Raw genomic sequence first — 20659 nt, forward strand, 5'->3', positions numbered from 1 at the left:
AAATAAATTTAGCCTATATTAAAGATAATTGTCAACTTTTAGTTTGGAGCACCGTTGAACATTCTTCAGAAACAGATCCGAAATTTTTCCATCATCGCCCATATCGATCATGGGAAATCCACCCTGTCGGACCGGCTGATTCAATTGACCGGCATTGTTTCCGAGCGGGACATGAAAGAACAGATGCTGGACACCATGGACATCGAGCGGGAACGGGGCATCACCATCAAATCCCAGACCGTGTCGCTGCCCTACACGGCTGAGGACGGTACAGAGTATCTGCTGAATCTGATTGACACACCGGGGCATGTGGATTTTTCCTATGAAGTGTCCCGGGCCTTAAAATCCTGTGAAGGCGCCCTGATCATTGTGGATGCCACCCAGGGGGTCGAGGCCCAGACACTGGCCAACCTGTACCTGGCCATGGAACTCAACCTGACCATCCTGCCGGTGATCAATAAAATCGATCTGCCGTCCGCAGAAGTGGAATGGGTGAAAAACCAGATCGAGGAGGATCTGGGTCTGGACGGTGAAAACGCGCTGCAGGTGTCCGCCAAGACCGGGCAGGGGGTGGATCAGCTGTTTCCCGCTATTGTGGCAGCCATCCCGCCACCGACTGTGGACAAGGATAACCGGTTCAAAGCCCTGATCTTTGATTCCAATTATGATTCTTTTAGGGGAACCATTGTCCATTTCCGGATATTTGACGGCACCATCAAAAAAGGGGACACCATATTGTTTATGCAAAATGACTCCCAGTACAAGGTGGAGGAAGTGGGACTGTTTCAGATCAAGCGGATCCCCCAGAAAAGCCTGTATGGCGGCCAGGTGGGGTATCTGATTGCCGGGATCAAAAATATTTCCGATGTCAAGATCGGAGACACCATCACCATGGCGGACCGGCCCTGTGCCAAACCCGTGGGCGGATTCCGGGAACCCACCCCCGTGGTGTTTTCTTCCATGTATCCCGTGGCATCCGATGATTACGAGGAGTTGACCGAAGCCCTGGAACGCCTCAAACTCAATGATGCATCCCTGATTTATGAAAAAGACAGTTCCGCTGCTTTGGGGTTCGGTTACCGGTGCGGGTTTTTGGGGCTGCTTCACCTGGAGGTGGTACAGGAGCGCCTGGAAAGAGAATATGACATCTCTTTGATTCTGACTTCCCCGTCGGTGCAGTATGAGATCACCACCACGGACGGTCAGGTGAATATTATCGACAACCCGGTCAATTATCCGGACCCGGCGGAAATCTCCAAAATCCGGGAACCTTTTATCAAGGCCACCATTATCGTGCCGGATCGTTACATGGGAAATGTGATGCAGGTGTGCCATGAATTCAGAGGCGTGAGTAAAACCTATCAATACCTGACGTCCAACCGCATGGAAATGAAATTTGAACTGCCTCTGGCTGAAGTGGTGTATGAATTCTACGACCGGCTCAAATCGGTCACCCAGGGATACGGGTCTTTTGATTATGAGATTGCCGGATACCAGGAAACCGATCTGGTAAAACTGGATTTTCTCATCAATGGGGAGCGGGTGGACGCCCTGTCCATTCTCATTCACAGAGACAAAGCCGAAGCCCGGGCCAGGACAGCCTGCAAAAAACTGCGGGAGGAAATTCCCCGGCAGCAGTTCAAAATCCCCATCCAGGGGGCCATCGGCGGGAAAATCATCGCCCGGGAAACCGTGTCCGCGTTTCGCAAGGATGTGACGGCCAAATGTTATGGCGGAGATATTTCCCGAAAACGCAAACTGTTGGAAAAACAGAAAAAAGGCAAAAAACGCATGAAAATGGTGGGGTCGGTGGAAATCCCCCAGTCCGCGTTTCTGTCCGTGCTCAAGTCCGAGTAGGGGGTTGGCACCGGGTCAGGATGTGGGCAAACAGCCGGGCCCGGTCCTTCAGGCTTTGCTTGATGATGTATTCTTCCGGACTGTGGTCGTTGCCGCCCATGGGTCCCAGGCCGTCAATCACGGGAATTCCGGCCCGGGCAATGATATTGGCATCAGATACCCCCTGGCGCCATTCCGGGATGACTGAAATCCCCAGCTGTTTGCCCAGAGATTGAATCTGCGTGAACAAGGCCATGTTGACTGGTGTTTCCGGCATGGCCGGCCGCTGGGAAATCCAGGTCATTGTGGTCCGGGTCCCGGGAGTGACGGACCCTGCCATGATCTGATCCAGTGCATGGGTCAGGCGGGTTTTGTCTCCATCCGTGGTGAATCGAAAATCCACGGCAGCCTTGGCATGGGAGGGGACTGTATTGGGTCCGATACCGCCGCTCACCCGTCCGACATTGGCGCAGATCCCCTGATCCGGCCGGTGCAGCGCTTCAATGGCAATGGTTTTGTGGGCCAGTTCCAGGATGGCACTGGCCTTGTCAGGCCCGGCAAACGCCGCATGACCGGCTTCGCCTTCCACATCGATTTGAACCGACAGGTTGCCTTTCCGGGCCACCACGATTTCTCCTCCAAGCCCCCCGGCTTCCAATACCAGTCCCATGCTGCTTTCCCGGGCCAGATCGAAAATCAATTGTCTGGAGGAAGGGGATCCGATCTCTTCGTCGGCATTGAACACGAACACGATGGGGGGCATATCCGGGCACTGGGTTTCAATCAGGGCTTTGATGGCAAACATTCCTATCACCAGTCCGCCTTTCATATCTGCGGTGCCGGGTCCATAGCAACAGGTGTCGTCTTCTGAATAAGAGGTGAAATCCGTGTCCGCCGGAAACACGGTATCCATGTGGCCGGTGATCAGCACCGGTTTTTTTTCCGGGTCCGTGCCCAAATGCCGTGCCACCAGGTGATCCCCATAATCGGTCTGGGCAATGGTCTGACAGGAAAACCCCATGGTTTCCATTTCCAGTTGTATGGCGCGGCCGACACGATTTACGCCGGGTTTGTTCCCTGTGCCGCTCTGGATGTTGACCAAAGCGGCCAGAAGTCCGTACATTTCGGTGGTATGGCGGGTCAGCCAGTTATGAACAGGGTCATTGTTTCGTTTTTCCTGCATGTGATGTTTCTTTCCTTGATGGCTCTTTTCTTTTGAGTGTAAATGAGGTAAAAAAAACCTGTCAAGCTAAACTTGATAATAATTTTGTTACAGGGTTAAAAAATAAATAAAAGGAGACTTATCCCGATGGACTATGAAACAATTTTGGTGGACATCCGGAATCACGTGGGGGTGATCCGGTTGAACCGACCCAAAGTGCTCAATGCCATGAACCGGCAGTTGTGGACGGAAATGATGGATGCGCTGGAGGCCCTGGGGCAGGATGATCAGGTCAAAGCGTTGATTATCACCGGAGAAGGCCGGGCCTTTTCCACAGGAGCGGATTTGAAGGATTCCAAAGGCCGGACCATTGAAGCCTATCGCCAGTATCTGGAATCCCTGCAGGAAGCGTCCAGAAAAATTCTGCGGTTTGAAAAACCCACCATTGCCGCCATCAACGGATATGCCCTGGGATCGGGATATGAGCTGGCCCTGGCCTGTGATATCCGTATTGCCGCGACCGAAGCATTGATCGGGTCTCCTGAGGCAAAAGTCACCTCATCGGTGACCGGCGGGGCCTTCCGCCTGGTTCAGGACCTGGTGGGACCGGGCAAGGCCAAGGAACTGCTGTTCACCGCTGAAAACATTACCGGTGAAGAAGCCTGCCGCATCGGGCTGGTGAACAAATCCGTGCCCCTGGAACAGCTCATGGACGAAGCCATTGCCATGGCGGACAAAATCTGCGCCAATTCGGCGTTTTCGTTGAAACTCATCAAAAAAGGCCTGGCCATGGCCGCCGGTGAAGTCAGCCTGGAAGCCCTGATGGATTATGAAATCGAAGCCTGTCTGGCCTGCGTATCCACCAAGGAACGTCAGACCTCTCTGGATGAATTTGCCCAGCGCAAAAAATAAAGGAAGGAACCCATGCTGGAACATGTATTGAATGCAAGATCCGTCGCCATTATCGGTGCATCCAAAAATAAGACCAAACGAGGCTATCAGGCCATTAAAACCCTTCTGGCAGACGGGTATGAAGGGGAGATCTATCCGGTCAATCCCAAGGAAGATTTCATTCTGGGGTTGAAATGCTATAAAGATATCACCGATATTCCGGAAAAAGTGGATCTGGCTTTGATCACCACCCCGGCCAGAACTATTCCCAAAATACTGGAAAACTGCGGTGCCAAAGGCGTGGCCGGGGCCGTGATTATTGCCGGCGGATTCCGGGAACTGGGAGAAAAAGGGCGCGTTCTGGAACAGGAAATGGTGGATGCGGCCAAAGCCAATCAGGTCCGGCTGATCGGTCCCAATACGTCAGGCATGATCAACCTGAAATCCCGCATGAACCTGGTGGGTATCCAGGATCCCCCCGAAGGCAGTATCGCGTTGCTGTGCCAGAGCGGCAACATGGCCCTGACCCTGATCACTGAAGCCACCATCCGCAAGCACGGCGGATTCACCTATTATGTGGGTGTGGGCAATGAATCGGACATCAAATTTCATGAATATCTGGCGTTTTTCCGAAATGATCCGGACACCAAAGCGATTCTCATGTATGTGGAAGGCATGAGCCAGGGGCGGGAATTTTTGCAGGAAGCCTACAACACCAGTATTGAAAAGCCCATTATCCTGCTCAAAAGCGGCCGGTCTGACAAGGGCAGGAAATCCGCCGGATCCCATACCGGGTCTCTGGCCGGTATGGGCCAGGTGGCCAAGGCCGCATATGAACGGGCCGGGATTATTGTGATCGAAAACTCGGATGAACTGTTTCCCGTGGCCGAAACCCTGTCCAGCCAGCCGCCGGTGAAAAACAATGCCATTGCCGTGCTGGCCGACGGCGGGGGGCATGCCACCATTGCCGCGGACCTGTTGACCGACTATGGTATCGAACTGGCAGATCTGTCTGAAAAAACAAAGGAAAATTTGAAAAAGATTCTGCCGGAAGCCGCGTCCGTGGCCAACCCCGTGGATGTGGCCGGCGGCACGGATGCAGATCCCAGCATTTTTGCGGACTGCGCCAAGATTCTGCTCAAGGATCCGGCCGTGGGAGGGCTTCTCATGGTGGGACTGTTCGGCGGATATGGGATCCGGTTTGAAAAAAGTCTGGCCATCGGCGAAGAACAGGCAGCCCATCGCCTGGGCGCCATGGGCAGAAAACGCAGCAAACCCATTTTTGTGCACTCGCTATACAGTGCCTACGATTCCCATGCTCTGGACCTGTTGCGCCACTATGATATCCCGGTGCATGATTCCCTGGATATTGCCTGCAAGAGCATGGCCTGCCTGTGCACCTATGGGAATTATCTGAAAACCTACCATGCCAAAACCAATTTTGTGTTCAACTGGCGGGAAAAGGCCAAACCCGAAGGGAAAGCCATCATTCAGGCAGCCGTGGATGAAGGCCGTCATGTGCTGCTGGAGCATGAAGCCAAGCAGCTGATCAAACTCCACGGTGCCCCCACATCTGTGGGAGGAATGGCAAAAACGGCGGACGAGGCTGTGGACATCGCCCGAAAGATCGACGGCCATGTGGTCATGAAAATCGTATCTCCGGATATTTTGCACAAAAGTGATGCCAACGGCGTGATGCTCAATATCGGGGATGATTCCCAGGTAAAAGCCGCGTTCGATATTATCATTGAAAATGCCCGGATATACAATCCCAAAGCAGATATCAGAGGGGTGCTCGTAGCACCCATGGCGGCAAAAGGTCTGGAAGTCATTATCGGCACGAAAATCGACGAACAGTTCGGCCCGGTGATCATGTATGGGCTGGGCGGTATCATGGTGGAAATCATGAAGGATGTGACCTTCTGGGTGTTGCCGGTATCTCCGGCGTCGTGCAAGAAAATGATTGAAGATACCCGGTCATCGGTCATTTTGAGCGGGGTGCGGGGGCAGAAAGGCTATGACAAAAAAACCTTGCGTAAATTACTGGGTATTTGTTCGGAACTGGTGGAGTCTTATCCTGAAATCCAGGAAATGGATTTCAACCCCATTATCCTGTATGAAAACGGGCTGGATGTGGTGGATGCCAGAATTATCCTGAAAAAATAGGTTTACAAAAAAACATGGAGACGTTAAATTCTTAGACTTAGAAGTACAAACGTCCGTTCAGGCAACTGCGTCAGGGTGCAAAGCAGAATTTCGCATCCTGCACACAATTCTAATCAAACTTTTTTATGGAGGTTTAGATGAAACGATTACTGGTATTGGCAATTACGGCATTTTTCGGCATGATCCTTTTTTTCGGGTCCGCGCCGGTACAGGCGGAACAGACCTTTGTCACCATCGGAACCGGCGGGGTTACAGGGGTTTATTATCCCACGGGCGGTGCCATCGCAAGATTGGTGAACAAAGACAGAAAAGTGCATGGAATCCGCTGCTCAGTGGAAAGTACCGGGGGATCCGTGTACAACCTGAATACCATCCGTGCCGGTGAGCTGGATATGGCAGTGGCCCAGTCCGACTGGCAGTACCATGCGTACCACGGCACCAAGGGTACCCCGTTTGAAGCATCCGGTCCGGACAAGGACCTGCGGGCCGTATTCTCCGTGCATCCCGAACCTTTCACCGTGGTGGCCAGAAAAGATTCCGGCATCAAGACCTTTACCGACCTGAAAGGCAAACGGGTCAATGTGGGAAATCCCGGTTCCGGTCAGCGCGGTACCATGGAAGTGGTCATGGAAGCCTTAGGGTGGACCATGGATGATTTCAAGCTGGCCTCTGAGCTGAAACCCGCAGAACAGTCTGCCGCCCTGTGCGACAACAAAATCGACGCCATCATCTACACAGTCGGCCATCCTTCCGGTTCCATCCAGGAAGCCACCACGTCCTGTGATTCCATTCTGGTACCTGTAGAAGGCCCAGCCATTGACAAGCTGGTGGCCGATAATGCCTATTACCGGAAAGCCACCATTCCCGGCGGCATGTACCGGGGCACGGATACCGACACCAAAACGTTTGGTGTGGGCGCCACCTTTGTGTCTTCGGCAACAGTGCCTGAAAACGTGATTTATCACGTGGTCAAGGCGGTATTTGAAAATTTTGACGACTTCAAGAAACTGCATCCGGCATTTGAGGTGCTGGTAAAAGAAGAAATGGTCAAAGACGGCCTGTCCGCCCCGCTGCATGACGGTGCGGTCAAATATTACAAAGAAGCCGGCCTGATGTAGTTTTTTTGTCAGACTGAACCATATAAGCGTGCGGGGCGCGTGGCTGCCGCGCACGCTTTCCTTTTTTTTACGGAGGCCTTGTCACCATGACTGCTGACAAAAATCAAACTGTTCCAGATGATATGAAGGATTTTGTGGCCGAGGTGGAATCCGGTGCCAGGAATCCGGTGGGTGCGGTTCCCAAAAACATTCTTTTTTTCGTGCCGTTGATCTGGACCCTGTTTCAACTCTGGTATGCGTCCCCCCTGCCGTTCATATTCAATGTTTTTGTTCTGAACGACACCGAAGCCCGATCCATTCATCTGGCATTCGCCATGTTTCTGTCCTATACCGCATATCCCACCTTCAAGTCATCTCCCAGGGAGTATATTCCGATACAAGACTGGTTTTTGGCCCTGGTGGCAGCATTTTGTTCAGCCTACCTGTTTATCTTTTACGAGCAGATGTCAGCCAGACCCGGAATTCCCACTACACTGGATCTGGTGGTGGGGGTGGTCGGCCTGATACTTCTTTTGGAAGCGACGCGACGGGCTTTGGGACCCCCCCTCATGGTGGTGGCGGCCGTGTTTCTCACCTATACTTTTTTTGGGCCCTACATGCCGGATGTCATTGCCCATAAAGGGGCCAGCCTGTCCAAGGGCATGTCCCACTACTGGCTGTCCACGGAAGGGGTGTTCGGCGTGGCGTTAGGGGTATCCACGGGTATGGTGTTCATGTTTGTGCTGTTCGGCTCACTGCTGGAGTCTGCCGGTGCAGGCAACTATTTTATTCGCACCGCCTACGCCGGACTGGGCCACATGCGGGGCGGGCCTGCCAAGGCAGCCGTTGTTTCCTCGGGTTTGACCGGTCTGGTGTCCGGGTCTTCCATCGCCAATGTCGTCACCACGGGTACCTTTACGATTCCGTTGATGAAAAAAGTAGGGTTTTCGGCGGAAAAAGCCGGGGCCGTGGAGGTGGCTGCATCCACCAACGGCCAGCTCACCCCGCCGGTCATGGGGGCGGCCGCCTTTCTCATGGTGGAATATGTGGGCATCTCCTATGTGGAGGTCATCAAGCACGCGTTTTTACCGGCCATCATCTCCTATATCGCCCTGGTGTATATTGTCCACCTGGAGTCCTGTAAAATGGGCCTCAAAGGCATGGAAAAGCCGGTGACCAAGACAGCGGTCCAGAAACTGGTTTCCTTTGTACTTACGATTTTGACCTTGATCATCATTGGCGGTGTTACCTATTATGGCCTGGGCTGGATCAAGGCCGTTGCCGGAGATGCCGCCATGTATGTGGTGGTGCCGCTGATTGTGATTGCCTATCTTATTCTTATCTGGCTGGCCTGCAAAGTGCCTGAGCTGGAATACACCCATGAAATAAGCAAGCTGCCCAAACTGAGAGAAACTGCCCAGGCCGGGTATTATTTTTTGCTGCCCATTGTGGTACTCATGTGGTGCCTGACCGTGGAACGGCTGTCTCCTTCTTTATCTGCCTATTATGCCACGGTGGTGCTTATTTTTATTGTACTCACCCAGCGGCCCTTGAAAGGGATTTTCCGGAAAAACAGTGCCCCGGAATTTGCCTTTAAAATGGGGTGGGACAACCTGATCGCCGGCATGGTGGCCGGGGCCAGAAACATGATCGGTATCGGGGTTGCCACGGCAGCTGCCGGCATTGTGGTGGGCACGGTGACCCTCACCGGGATCGGCCTGGTCATGACCGCATTTGTGGAGTTTATTTCCGGCGGCAACCTGCTGCTGATTTTGTTTTTCACCGCCATCATCAGTCTGCTGCTGGGCATGGGGCTGCCCACCACGGCCAACTATATTGTTGTGTCCACCCTGATGGCGCCGGTAATCGTCCATCTCGGGGCCTTGAACGGGCTGGTGGTGCCCTTGATTGCCGTGCATCTGTTCGTGTTTTATTTCGGCATTCTAGCGGATGATACTCCCCCGGTGGGGCTGGCAGCATTCGCCGCAGCCGGGATATCCGGTGGAGATCCCATCCGCACCGGTATCCAGGGATTTACCTATGATATCAGGACAGCGGTACTGCCGTTTTTCTTTATCTTTAACACCGAACTGCTCATGATCGGGATCCGGGACTGGGTGCATCTGACCATTGTGATTGTATCTGCTGTGGCAGCCATGCTGGTATTCGGTGCAGCCACCCAGGGGTATTGGATCACCAAAAGCCGGTTTTATGAAAGCCTGGCCATGCTGCTGGTAACCTTTACCCTGCTGCGGCCCGGATTTTTTTGGGACAAGATGTATGAGCCCTATAATGAGCGGCCGGGAGTTGAGCTGCTCCAGGCCATGGAAAAGCAGGATGAAAACACCATGATTCACCTGGTGATCAAAGGTGAAACCCTGGATGGAGAAGAATACACCAAAGCCCTGATGCTGCCCGTGGGACAGGAAGGGGTTCCTGAAGACCGGCTCAGGGAAGTGGGGTTTGAGGTGATTGAAGATGACGGGAAAATGATCGTGAACAATCTCATGTTCGGCAGTAATGCCGAGCGGATGGGCATTGATTTTGATCAGGAAATTGTATCGGTGATGATGGAAGCGGACCGCCCCCCAAAACAGCTCATGTTTTTTCCGGCCCTGGCGTTGCTGGGACTGATCTATTTTCTGCAAAAAAGACGACAGACACCGGAAGAGGCGTCCAGGCTGCAATTGTAACACAAGATTATTGTTAAGAAGGGGGATGTATGTTCAATAAAATACTGGTGCCTGTGGATATCGATTACCCCAAGGCATCCAAGGCTGTGTATGACAATGCCGCGGAACTGGCATCATTGAGCGGGGCCCAGATTCGGATTGTGTCGGTGATGCCCGGATTTACCATGCCCATTGTGGCGTCCTTTGTCACTGAAGAGATCAAAAAGCAAGCCCAGGCCCATTTTCAGAAAGCACTGGATGACTTTGTGGCGGCAAACTGCAAAGGGGCCAATGTCTCCTACAAAGTGCTGGTGGGAAAACATTATGAAGAAATTCTGAAAATGGCGGACAAATGGGGGTCGGATCTCATCGTGGTATATCATAACCGGAACAGAACCGTGAATGAGGCATTTTCCAGCACCTGTGCCCAAAGGGTCGTCAAAGAGGCCAATTGTTCGGTGCTGCGGTTGAGAAATCTGCTCAAATGACCTGCCAGATCCTGAAATGACCCGCACGGTCCCGGTGTCCTGTCCCATGGACTGTTTTGACCTGTGCCGGTTTCTGGTCACAGTTTCAGACAACCGGATCATGGATATCAAGGGCGATTCTGCCCATCCGTTGACCCGGGGCATCATCTGTTCCAAGGGCCGGGACCTGATACAGCGGCATTCCCACCCGGAGCGGTTGCTGCATCCCATGGTTCGGAAAAAATCAGGATTTGTACGTACAACTTATGCCGAAGTCCTGGACCGTGTGGCCGACACTCTGGCAGGTATCCATGATCGATGGGGACCTGCCGGGGTGCTCAACTATGTCAGTGACGGATATGGGGGAGCGAAAAGCCGGGTCCAGTCCATTTTTTTCAATTGCCTGGGCGGAGATACCCGGTTTACCGGCAGCCTGTGCTGGGGTGCGGGTATGGCGGCCCAGACCTTTGATTTCGGAGATGTCCGGGGCCATTTGCCTGAAGATATTCTTAATTCCGATCTGGTTATTGTCTGGGGACGAAATCCCAAAGCCACCAGCCTGCACTTTTATTCCCTGCTCAAACAGGCTGAAAAAAATAATACCCGCATTGTTGTCATTGATCCCATTCATTCAGATACGGCAAAATCCATCGGCACCCATGTGGCGGTGAAGCCAGGCACGGATGCGGCTCTGGCATTGTCCATGGCCCATGTCACTGTCACGGAAAACCGGTATGACCGATCATTTGCGCAGGACCATATCCTGGGGTTTGACCGGTTTTGTCAGTATCTGGACCGGTTTGATCCGGAAACCGCATCCCGCATTACAGGGGTATCGCCGGATACCATCCGGAAACTGGCCAGAGAATATGCCGGAGCCAAAGCCCCGGGCATCTGGATGGGATATGGCATGCAGCGGTATGCCAACGGCGGGAACACCGTGCGAAGCATCGATGCCCTGGCTGCGGTGTGCGGCCATGTGGGAAAGCCCGGCACCGGTGCCAATTACGCGGCAAGATCCCTGGCTCCGCTGCTGAACCGGCCGGAAAAAAACAGCAAAGCCCATGTCACGGCTTCCCGGACCTTTCCGGCCCCCATGCTGGGACATTTTTTGCAGACCGTGGATAATCCCCCCATTGCCGCCGCATTCGTGGCCGGGGGCAACCCCTTGAACCAGAGCCCGGATCTCAATGCGGTGGTCCGCGGTTTTCAGCGCATTGCCTTTAAGGTGGTGTTTGACCATTTCATGACGGACACGGCCCGGCATGCGGATCTGGTGCTGCCGGCCGCCACCGTGTTTGAGCAGGATGATCTCTTTGCCACCTCCATGTATTCCCATGTGCTCAATTATTCGAAAAAGGCGGTGGACACGCCGGATACCCTGATGCCGGAAACCGATTTTTTTCTGGCCCTGGCAAAGCACATGGGCATTGATACGCTGGGATTTGCCTCTTCCCGGGAGTACCTGGACCAATGTGCGGCCCCGCTGCTGGAAAGCTTAGGAAAAGATTCGGACATGGATCTGGATGCACTTGCCGGTGAATACCTGCGCATTCCCGGTCATGACATCCCCTGGGCAGACAAAAGATTTGCCACCCCGTCTCAGAAAATCGAAATTTTCAGCCAAGCTGCTGAACTTGCCGGGCAATCGCCGCTGCCTTGTTTTATCCCCCCCTCCCAGGGAGAGACTCGTTTTCCTTTGCGGCTGCTCACCTGCAAAACTAAAAGGTCCATGCATTCACAGGCGTTTGTGTTTGAAGACCGGGAACCGGCCGTATCTGTGAACCGGAAAACAGCACAAAAACTTGGCATCTTTGGGCTGGAAAGGGTGTGCATCGCCACCCGCCAAGGAGAGGTGACAGCCAGGCTGATACTGGATGAGGCGGTGTGTGACAGCACCGCTTTCATGCACCAGGGGTGGTGGCATAAAAGCGGTGCCGTGAATTTTCTCACCCATGCAGGTCTGTCGGACATGGGGGAGCAGGCCGCGTTTTACGATACGTTCTGCACCCTGTCATCCATTTAAAACAGCGGGCATGGGTTCAAAACTGACAATTTGCGAAAACCTACTTTACCCGGTGCCAGGTCTGGGTCCGGGAAATGAACAGAAAACTGCCCTGGACTTTAAGTTCGTCGCCTTCCGCCCAGATCTTGCATTTGTAAACTTTGCCTTTTTTGGGATCAAGAATCGTGCCCCCGGAATAGGCATCCCCATCCGGTTTCAGGTCCTGGATGATTTCCATGCCCAAGGTGGGCTGGTCTTTTCTGGGATCATCATCCGCACATTTATCACAAGTGGGATTTTGATCCGCATCCGGTTTCAAGAACAGCTCAACGATTTTACCATAATATTGGCCGTTTTTTTCAAAGATCTGGACAATGGATTTGGGCTCGTTGGTTTCATCATCAATGGTTTTCCATTTTCCCACAATGGGAGCTTCTGCCAGGGCAGATCCGGCAAAAACAAAACAACCAACAACCAGCACCAGGGCGAGCAATAGCGATTTTTTCATACATTCCTCCGGAGAATAGGGGTTAATATGTTGCTGAACATTGTTATATCATTTAGTCTTCTGTTTTTTTCCTGTCAAGGAAAAAGAATGGGAAGCCTGTGGCCATTATGTGGTAAAACCCGAAGAAATTTTTGATCAGACGCTATATGGAAAGCATGTGATGATTTTCAAGGCCGGTCTGACGGCTTATCCTTTCAGGGCATGTGCCAGCAGTTCTTTCATTTTTTTTGGATCCATTTTTACCGGATTGGTATGGATATTGGCATCTTCCAGCGCTTTTTGAGCGATATCTGGAATATGCTGCTTTCTGATGCCCAGTTCCTTTAGATTGGCAGGCATGCCCATCGCTATCTTTAAATCAGTCACCCAGTTTACAAATGCGGTAAAATCCTGGCCGGGCAGATCCAGATACCTGGCAGCCCGTGACATTTTGTCTTTTATTCTGGCGCGGTTCAGTATGAGCACATAGGGCAAAAGAGTGCCCATCACCCGGCCGTGGTGCACCTTGAACATGCCGCCGATGGCATGGGACACGGCATGCCCCGCCCCTAAGCCTTTGTCAAAGGCAATGGCCCCCATGATGGAAGCGGCCATGGTATAGGTGCGGGCCTTGATGTTTCTGCCGCTGTAAAAAGCCGGGAGAAGCCCTTCTTTGATGTAAAAAATGCCCTGCATGGCCACCCCGTCCAGGACCGGGTGAAATACCGGGCTGCTCAATGCTTCGATATTGTGGGACAGGGCATCCATGCCCGTGGCTGCGGTGAGAAAGGGAATCAGCCCCCGGGTCAGCTCCGGGTCGGCAATCACTACTTTGGGCATAAGGTCCGGATGAAAAATACTGATTTTCCGGCTGGATATTGTATCTTTGATCACTGCATTGGCATCCACCTCAGATCCGGTGCCGGCAGTGGTGGGAACAGCGATAATGGGTATAAGTGTCTTGTATATGACAGCATGTCCGGGGCTTCCGGAGGTGAACTCCCATATGCGCGACGGGCCGGCGGCCGCAGCCAGACAGATGGCTTTGGCCGCATCCAGGGCACTGCCCCCGCCGATGGCGATGATACCGTCATGGCGGCCCTGCCGCAACACTTCCGCCCCTTTTTTCACCGTGTCAAAATCCGGCTCGGAAAAAATATCTGAAAACACGGTCGTGAAAATGCTTTCCTCTTTGTTCAACCGGATAATGGATTTCACAAACGGCAGTTTTGACACCCTCTGATCCGTGACAATCAACGGCGCAGATATGCCCAATTGCCAGCACACTTCCGGCAGTTCCTTGATTCGGCCGGGACCGAACCGGATATGTGTGGGATGGTGCCAGTCTACCTTGGTTTCCGCCAGGGTGATCTTCGGCCTGAAACGGGCGGTCATATGAAAAACTCCTGTCTGCAGCATGGGTTTTTATTTTAACCGGATACCGATCTGGATCATCTCAGAAAAAATAAATGACTGCAACAGCAAATAAGCAGACAGAATCCGGCAGGGGGCGTTGGCAGAACTACGTCAGACCCTGGACCGCCTGAACACCAGCTACCTTGACCTATGGCAGATCCATGATGTCAGGGGACAGAAAGATCTTGATTTGATTTCAGAAAAAGACGGGTCCCTGGAAGCATTTCTGGAAGCAAAAGATCAGGGACTGATCCAGTTTGCGCTGTCCTGTGACATCCCCCTTGCCATTGCCGGGTGTACCCTTAAGGCAAATGCATCAAATCTGAAAGAAATCCAGCCAAGGTTTTCAGGAGATGTTTGAAAAAACGAAATATCATATAGTCCGATAATTATCGGGTTTGCGTAGTAATAAATATATGGTATATTTAAAAGAATGTTCAGTTGTTAAATCGGTTATCGGGATGCTGGCAACCTTGAGGCAGACAAAAAAGGATTATTTTGGGACGGGAAAGGCGATACAAGATGACAAAATTACAAATAATATCGGACAGCAATGATATGATTCCGGTCATTCAGGATGCGATAGCCGCCAGAATCAAAAGAACCGAAATCGGATTTCAAAAAACAGAAAAAGAGATCCAAAAATTTGAAAAACAATATCATATTTCTTCGGATGATTTTTTGACCGCATATACATCTGATGATCTTTCCGGAGGAGATGAGGACTATATCAGCTGGATGGGGGAAATCAAGCTCCGTGAAGCCCTTCTGGAAGAAATAAAGGCTTTGCGTGAGATTGAATATGTTTGTTAAAGATTATCTTGCAGACCTGACAGAAAGTATCAATGAATATTCCACATCTGGTTTCATTGTGATTTCTGAAATCACGAGTGATTTTAGAAGTGACAAAATCGGCATTGTCCGTGGAAAAATTGTTTTCGTTGATGAGTCAATTCTTTTTTTTAAAGAATATCTGGACTTACGCCATAAAATTGATAAAAAAGCATATTCATTCCATTATCAGGACAGAAACAGTAACCTGATATTTCGATATGACAATGCATTGCACAAACCCCGTCTCGCATTCAGTGAACACAAGCATACCGGGGACAAGATCATTCCAAGCAGCATTCCTGATATTTGCGCTGTTCTTGAAGAAATCATAACTGATCATATCAAATTGTTCCTTACCTGAAATACCTGTTCATCCGGATATCTTCCACGACCCGGCGTACCAGGGTGAACGAAATCCGCTCCTGCTCCAGGCGCAGGTTCGGGGTGTGGGTATGGTTGCGCAGGGCATCATAGACCCGGGCTTCATCCGGGGTGAGCAAGGGCAAATCCCGGCTCACAGGGGAGGGTTCGGTGCCCCACAGGGGTTTATGGGAGAGCAAGGTGGCTTCATCCATGAGAAAAGAACGGGTCCGGGGAAAGTAATGCCGGATCATGTCGATCATGGCAAACCCGTGGGTGTCCAGATCCCCCCAGTACCAGACCGGTTTGTTCGTCAGCCACCGTGCTTCGGATAGAACCGACAGGCTGTAGCCCCGGCCGAAGATCACCAGAGCGTTGGGAAAAAAAGGAAATGACAGGGCGGTGATGTCGTTTTCCACAATAAAGACCGTGTCCGGCTGCACAGGCAGGCACGCAAAGTCATGTGCCGGTATTTCCAGGTCTGACAATCCCTTGATGGACAGGTCCGGATCCAGGCACCGGAACCGGACCCGGGCGGGCCGGGACAGAAAACCAAACCGGTTTTCAAAGGCGGCCGGTCCTTTGGCTGTGTCATCCACGGCTGTTTCCGGCAATACACAGGTCAGCAGTTTCACCAGCCAGGCTTTGTGGGTTTCAATGAACTTGGTGTCCACCCCGGAAATTTCCAGCTGCCGGATGTAGATGCCGGGCAAAGGATGACCGGTCATGAAATCCAGGATGGCCAGCAGCTTTTCCCACACTTTGTCATGCTGGAGCACGGTCAAAGGGTGATCCAGCAGCAGGCCGGCCAGTGGGGGAAACCGGTCCGTGATGATATGGAACAGGGTGTGAAATCGCTCAGTTTGCCGGGTTTTCCCCAGAAAAGACACCACATCGGCCAGCGTGGGAAATATCACCGCTGCCGGCAGCCGGTTTTTTCCTAAACTCCGGTGGGTGAATGCATGCCATTCAATGTCAAATCCGGCCCGGCCCGGGGCGCTTTCATGAAAAGCCCAGTGGGCCACCCAGTCCCGGGCTGCGGCAAAATCATGGGCCAGTTCCCGGGCCGTGGGATGTTTCAGCGGGATGCGCAGGGGGGTGAAGTTTTCCGGCGTGATCATCTGGGCCAGAAATATCCCTTTGCGCCATTTTTTCTCCAGCCGGTCCTTGAGATCCTGGATCCGGGTCCAGGCAGCGGTCACGTTTCAGTCCTTTCCCGGCAGTCCCGGTATTCTGCCACGCTCATGTTGCGCAGCAGGGATTCTGTGCCGTCCGGGCAGTACACCAGTCCCACGGACGATACATAGGGTTCGATGATGTGAATCTTTTGCAGGGGGGTCACGATGAGCAGCTGGAGGTTGAGTTTTTTGAACAGTTCCAGGCTGTACCGGGTGGAATCGTCCGAACCCCGGCCGAAAGCTTCGTCAATGGCCACGAACCGGAAGGTACGGGATTTGATCGCTCCCCATTCCAGGCCGAACTGATAGGCCAGGCTGGCCGCCAGCACGGTGTAGGCCAGTTTTTCCTTCTGCCCGCCGGACTTGCCCCCGGAATCGGTGTAATGCTCATATTCGGTGTGATCCTGTTTCCAGCGCTCCGAGGCGGCAAACACGAACCAGTTGCGCACATCCGTCACCTTTTTTGTCCAGCGCCGGTCCAGGTCCACCGTGCCCTCTCTGCCCCGGAACCGTTCAATCACGCGTCGTACCTGCAGGAATTTGGCTTCAGAGTAATGGTCTTCTTCAGATCCGGTCAACGCCCCTTCAGTGCAGGCCCGCAGCTGCTGGCCAAAATCCCGGATCTCCATGTCCGGGGTGAGTTCCGCCTCCAGCACAATGTACCGGCCCGGGTTGTACTCAATGTCGGACAAAGACCGGTTGATGCGCTCGATACGCTCTTTGATGGTCTCTTTTTCCCGGAGCAGCTGGGACTGGAAATTGGCCACCTCCCGGATGGTGTTTTCATTGAGCAGTTCCTTGAACCGTTTCTCAAATTCCGGCAGATTGTCCGAGCGCAGCTGATCCAGCATGGCCCGGTATTCCGGACCGGATGACACGGCATCATCCACTTCCCTGGTTTCCAGTTGATAATCCCTGCGGTACCCGTGCATGGCTCTGATGATCCGGGCCGCCAGGGTGGCGATGCGTTTGTCTAAGTTGTTGATGCGGTTCTGGAGAAGCTCCCGCATTTCTCTTTCCTTGTTGCTGCAGGATTCAATGGTCAGGGTGTGGGCAGGCAGTTCGTTTATGCGCAAAGATTCCAGATGCCGGTACAAAGCAGTGGCCTGGTCAGGGTCCATGGCGGCCCAGCCGGCCAGATCCTGTTCACAGGTGTCTGCCATGTGCCGGGTCTGGTTCTGTTTTTCCCGGTTTCCGGCCAGGTCGTCTCTGGCCTGTTTCAGGGCTGTTTCCGTGTCATTTATCTCTGTTTCCAGGGCTTCCAGCTGCATCCCCAAGGTCTGGAGGATATCGGACCGGGTTTCCAGTTCCTGCTTTTCCGCTTCCAGGTGCAGGATCGCTTCGGCTGACGCGTGCCAGTCCAAATCGGAAAAATCCTGGAATTCCCCCAGGCGGATCAGGTTGGACAGCTGTTCTTCGAGGGTGTTCTGACGGGATTCCAGCCGGGATATGTCAATGCCGGTGGTCTGCATCTGTTCTTCCAGGTGCCGGTGCTGTTTTTTCAATGTGCGGATTTTGGCCTCATTGGTCCAGCCCAGCACATAATGGGACCGGTCTGTGAGATCCCGGCGGTCATCTTTTTCGTGGCGCCGTCCCCCGGACTTGATTTGTCCTTTTTCCGTCATGGCCCAGGGTTCCTGTTGGAACCGTTGCATATCCGTGCAGCAGGCATAGTTGAACCGGGCCGCCAGTTCCTGTTCCAGCCAGTCGTAACATTTGTTGTTCGGCTTGACGGCCAGTTTTTTCACCAGGGAATCCGGATGAAGATCAACGGATTTATTTGAGGGGACCGGTCTCACCAGGTAATACACGAGTCTTGCCTGCAGAAAGGTGTTATTCACCCAGGCGGCCACGGCCCGGTAATGGGATTCCGGCACCAGCAGGGACAGGGCGAAATTGTGCAGCAGCCGTTCGGCCGCTCCTTCCCAGGGAGCTTGATCTTCTCTGACCTGGATCAGTTCACCGGCAAAGGGCAGGTCGGTTTCATCCATGTCAAGATGGCGACACAATGTCTGCCGGATACTGATCTGCCGGGCGTGGATGTTGCTTTTGCGGGCGGACAGGGAAGCCAGTTCTTTTGTCAGCTCGTCATGGTCTGTTTTGAAATCCCGGAACTGCATGGAAAGCTCGGTGCGCCGGTTGAGAAAATCGGCTTGTTTTTTTTTCAAGGTCTGCTGCCGGTCCTGGATGGCAGCGGCGTTGTCATCAAAATCCGTCCGGGTGTGTACGGGCTTGAATGACAGATCCTGTGCCAGATCTGCATACCGCTGTGCCTGGGCCTGGCGCTTGTATTTCTGGTCGGCAAATCGCTTGATATCAGCCCGGAGCCTTTCCAGCCGGTCGCCCCCGTTTTCGGCAATGGCCTGCCGGATGTCATCCCGCCGGGCCATTTGTTCTTTGTGTTCGCTCTCCAGGGCCGTTGCTTTCCGTGTCAGCCGGGCATGTTCGTCAGTTAGATTGGCCATTCTTTTTTTGAGCAGTTTTTTCTTGTGCACGGCAAAAAACGGGGCCAACGCCTCCCGGCATTCCCGCAGCTGTTCCGCCTCCTTTTCCAGCTGGGTGTGGGTGTCACAGTCCGCCACCAGGGGGGTTAACCGCTCGATCTGCTGTTTGGCCTTGAGCACGGCGGCATGGGCCCGGTTCAGGTCGTCAAAATGGTGCAGCAGGGCATCGATGCGGGGGGTGACATCAAAAGGTTCCAGCATGTGTTCCCTGACAAAATCGGTGAGGTTGCCCACGGATTTCATGGACACGGTCTGGTGAAACAGGGCCAGGGCCTGTTCGTTGTCAATGCCGAACCGCCTTCGGAAGGCGGCCCCGTATTTGGGGAAAGTGTCGAACACGGCCACATCTTTCATTTTTTTCAGCCGTTTTTTCAGCTGCCCGATGTCTGTGCCGAATCCGCTGAAATGCCCGGTAATGGACAACGCCTGGTCCGCCACCACATAGAACCGTTCCGGCGGGGCCTGGGCATCTTTGATCCAGAACACCTGGGCCAGGGTGACTTTCTGTAGATATCCAGCGTTTTTGAACACCCCCAGGATCACGGAAAAACTGTTGTGATCCCGCAGAGACACCGATTTTGCCGCATGACCCGTGGTGCTGCGTTCTGATTTGTAATATCCCAGGACATAGGAGCGCAAGGACCTTTCTTTTGTGTCGGCCCCGGCCGCCTTGTTGTAGGCCACCCGGTGGGCCGGCACCACCAGGGTGGTCACCGCATCCACCAGGGTGGATTTGCCGGACCCGATATCCCCGGTGAGCAGGCTGTTGCGGCTGTCCAGATCCAGTCGCCACACCTGTTTGTGAAAGGTGCCCCAGTTGAAGACTTCCAGGGTGTGAAGCCGGAACCCGGCCAGAGCATCATCCGATGCAAAGTCCAAAAGCTGCTGTTCCATCAGCCACCGCCCCGGTCCCCGGTGGGGGTGGAATCAATGTTTCCGTCCATGTCGCTGCCACCCGAAGGATCTGTGTGACTGACATCGGCCGAACCGGAATCATTGCCATCTTCCAGATGGGCCTGGTATTCTTTGAGTCGATCCTCCAGTTCACTGAGCCACTGGGCATCCACAAACGCCTTGAGAATGCGGATCACCTCGATTTTGTCCTTTTCGCCCTTGAGCCGCCGGATAAAGCCTAAGTCCGCGATTTTGTTCAGATGGGTGTTGATCCGGTCCATCATCTTTGCCTCGTTGCCCGATGCCGGCAAAAACACCCGGACCATGTCCGTAATCTCCTCCACGGACAGGATCAGGCGGGGGTCTTCTCCGGCTGCATCCTGTTCCGCCATTTTTTTGCGTAAGAGTGCGATGATCAGGCTCACCGGATAGGACAGCTGCCGCCTTCCCACCAACCGGGGCAGGGGGTCTTCCCCTTGTTCCGGTTCCCGGGTGGCCAGCCAGGCATACCCTTCGGCCGTGTCCAGCATCAAATCCAGGCCCATGACCCGGACATAGTCCCGGACGGCCATCTGGCTCTCTTCCAGAAGGTGCCACAGGGCCGGATCATTATCCCTGAACACCACGCCCTTCATCAATGCCACCAGGGGGCGGGAGATGTCAGATGGATAAGGTTGTGTTATGTCCATA

16 protein-coding genes are annotated in these 20659 nt (G+C 53.4%); 10 read left to right on the forward strand and 6 right to left on the reverse strand.

Annotation, left to right across the window (positions count from 1 at the left end):
• The first annotated feature begins 54 nt into the window (after positions 1-54).
• Complete coding sequence (gene lepA / locus DPO_RS06180) at positions 55-1857, forward strand: translation elongation factor 4 (RefSeq protein ID WP_006964893.1); 1803 nt, start codon at positions 55-57, stop codon at positions 1855-1857.
• Here lepA and DPO_RS06185 read toward each other — a convergent pair.
• Entirely contained in the window at positions 1844-3019 is a 1176-nt protein-coding gene (locus DPO_RS06185) for a M20 family metallopeptidase (protein ID WP_006964894.1), read from the reverse strand. The genes lepA and DPO_RS06185 overlap by 14 nt on opposite strands.
• Before the next feature lie 126 nt (positions 3020-3145).
• Here DPO_RS06185 and DPO_RS06190 point away from each other — a divergent pair, with 126 nt between their 5' ends.
• From DPO_RS06190 to DPO_RS06215, 6 genes are all read left to right on the forward strand, one after another.
• Positions 3146-3910: an enoyl-CoA hydratase/isomerase family protein gene (locus DPO_RS06190; RefSeq protein ID WP_006964895.1), complete on the forward strand. Its 765-nt coding sequence runs from the start codon at positions 3146-3148 to the stop codon at positions 3908-3910.
• A gap of 12 nt (positions 3911-3922) precedes the next feature.
• Positions 3923-6055 (forward strand): acetate--CoA ligase family protein, encoded by a 2133-nt coding sequence (locus DPO_RS06195; protein ID WP_006964896.1) that lies wholly within the window; start codon positions 3923-3925, stop codon positions 6053-6055.
• Positions 6056-6192: 137 nt separating this feature from the next.
• Positions 6193-7173, forward strand: a complete 981-nt coding sequence (locus DPO_RS06200; RefSeq protein WP_006964897.1) for a TAXI family TRAP transporter solute-binding subunit — start codon at positions 6193-6195, stop codon at positions 7171-7173.
• A gap of 86 nt (positions 7174-7259) precedes the next feature.
• The gene (locus DPO_RS06205; protein ID WP_006964898.1) at positions 7260-9845 is read left to right on the forward strand and encodes a TRAP transporter permease; all 2586 of its coding nucleotides are present in this window, start codon (positions 7260-7262) and stop codon (positions 9843-9845) included.
• Positions 9846-9874: 29 nt separating this feature from the next.
• Positions 9875-10312 (forward strand): universal stress protein, encoded by a 438-nt coding sequence (locus DPO_RS06210; protein WP_006964899.1) that lies wholly within the window; start codon positions 9875-9877, stop codon positions 10310-10312.
• A 16-nt stretch (positions 10313-10328) separates the two neighbouring features.
• Complete coding sequence (locus DPO_RS06215; protein ID WP_006964900.1) at positions 10329-12317, forward strand: molybdopterin-containing oxidoreductase family protein; 1989 nt, start codon at positions 10329-10331, stop codon at positions 12315-12317.
• A 40-nt stretch (positions 12318-12357) separates the two neighbouring features.
• On the opposite strand, the gene DPO_RS06220 is transcribed toward DPO_RS06215, so the two are convergent.
• Together DPO_RS06220 and DPO_RS06225 are read right to left on the reverse strand one after the other, a co-directional pair.
• Entirely contained in the window at positions 12358-12804 is a 447-nt protein-coding gene (locus DPO_RS06220) for a DUF2147 domain-containing protein (protein WP_006964901.1), read from the reverse strand.
• A gap of 186 nt (positions 12805-12990) precedes the next feature.
• A complete protein-coding gene (locus tag DPO_RS06225) occupies positions 12991-14178 on the reverse strand; it encodes an iron-containing alcohol dehydrogenase (protein ID WP_006964903.1) in 1188 nt (395 codons plus the stop codon).
• A 118-nt stretch (positions 14179-14296) separates the two neighbouring features.
• Here DPO_RS06225 and DPO_RS06230 point away from each other — a divergent pair, with 118 nt between their 5' ends.
• The 3 genes from DPO_RS06230 to DPO_RS06240 all read left to right on the forward strand — a co-directional run bounded on the left by DPO_RS06230 (position 14297) and on the right by DPO_RS06240 (position 15394).
• Positions 14297-14560 carry an aldo-keto reductase family protein gene (locus DPO_RS06230; RefSeq protein ID WP_006964905.1) on the forward strand — a complete coding sequence of 88 codons (264 nt, stop codon included), beginning with the start codon at positions 14297-14299 and terminating at the stop codon, positions 14558-14560.
• Positions 14561-14721: 161 nt separating this feature from the next.
• Positions 14722-15012: a hypothetical protein gene (locus DPO_RS06235; protein ID WP_040011601.1), complete on the forward strand. Its 291-nt coding sequence runs from the start codon at positions 14722-14724 to the stop codon at positions 15010-15012.
• The gene (locus DPO_RS06240; protein WP_006964908.1) at positions 15002-15394 is read left to right on the forward strand and encodes a toxin-antitoxin system TumE family protein; all 393 of its coding nucleotides are present in this window, start codon (positions 15002-15004) and stop codon (positions 15392-15394) included. The genes DPO_RS06235 and DPO_RS06240 overlap by 11 nt, the downstream gene beginning before the upstream one ends.
• Here the strand turns inward: DPO_RS06240 and DPO_RS06245 are convergent.
• From DPO_RS06245 to DPO_RS06255, 3 genes are read right to left on the reverse strand one after another with little or no spacing between them, the layout of a single operon-like run.
• Positions 15387-16595: a DUF3322 domain-containing protein gene (locus tag DPO_RS06245; RefSeq protein WP_006964910.1), complete on the reverse strand. Its 1209-nt coding sequence runs from the start codon at positions 16593-16595 to the stop codon at positions 15387-15389. The genes DPO_RS06240 and DPO_RS06245 overlap by 8 nt on opposite strands.
• Positions 16592-19969: an ATP-binding protein gene (locus DPO_RS06250; RefSeq protein ID WP_006964911.1), complete on the reverse strand. Its 3378-nt coding sequence runs from the start codon at positions 19967-19969 to the stop codon at positions 16592-16594. Before DPO_RS06250 ends, DPO_RS06245 begins: the two co-directional genes overlap by 4 nt.
• Positions 19969-20658, reverse strand: a complete 690-nt coding sequence (locus DPO_RS06255) for a DUF4194 domain-containing protein (RefSeq protein ID WP_006964912.1) — start codon at positions 20656-20658, stop codon at positions 19969-19971. The genes DPO_RS06250 and DPO_RS06255 overlap by 1 nt, the downstream gene beginning before the upstream one ends.
• Between the last annotated feature and the right edge of the window lies 1 nt (position 20659).

It is taken from the genome of Desulfotignum phosphitoxidans DSM 13687, from assembly GCF_000350545.1.
In the GTDB taxonomy this organism is placed as follows: domain Bacteria; phylum Desulfobacterota; class Desulfobacteria; order Desulfobacterales; family Desulfobacteraceae; genus Desulfotignum; species Desulfotignum phosphitoxidans.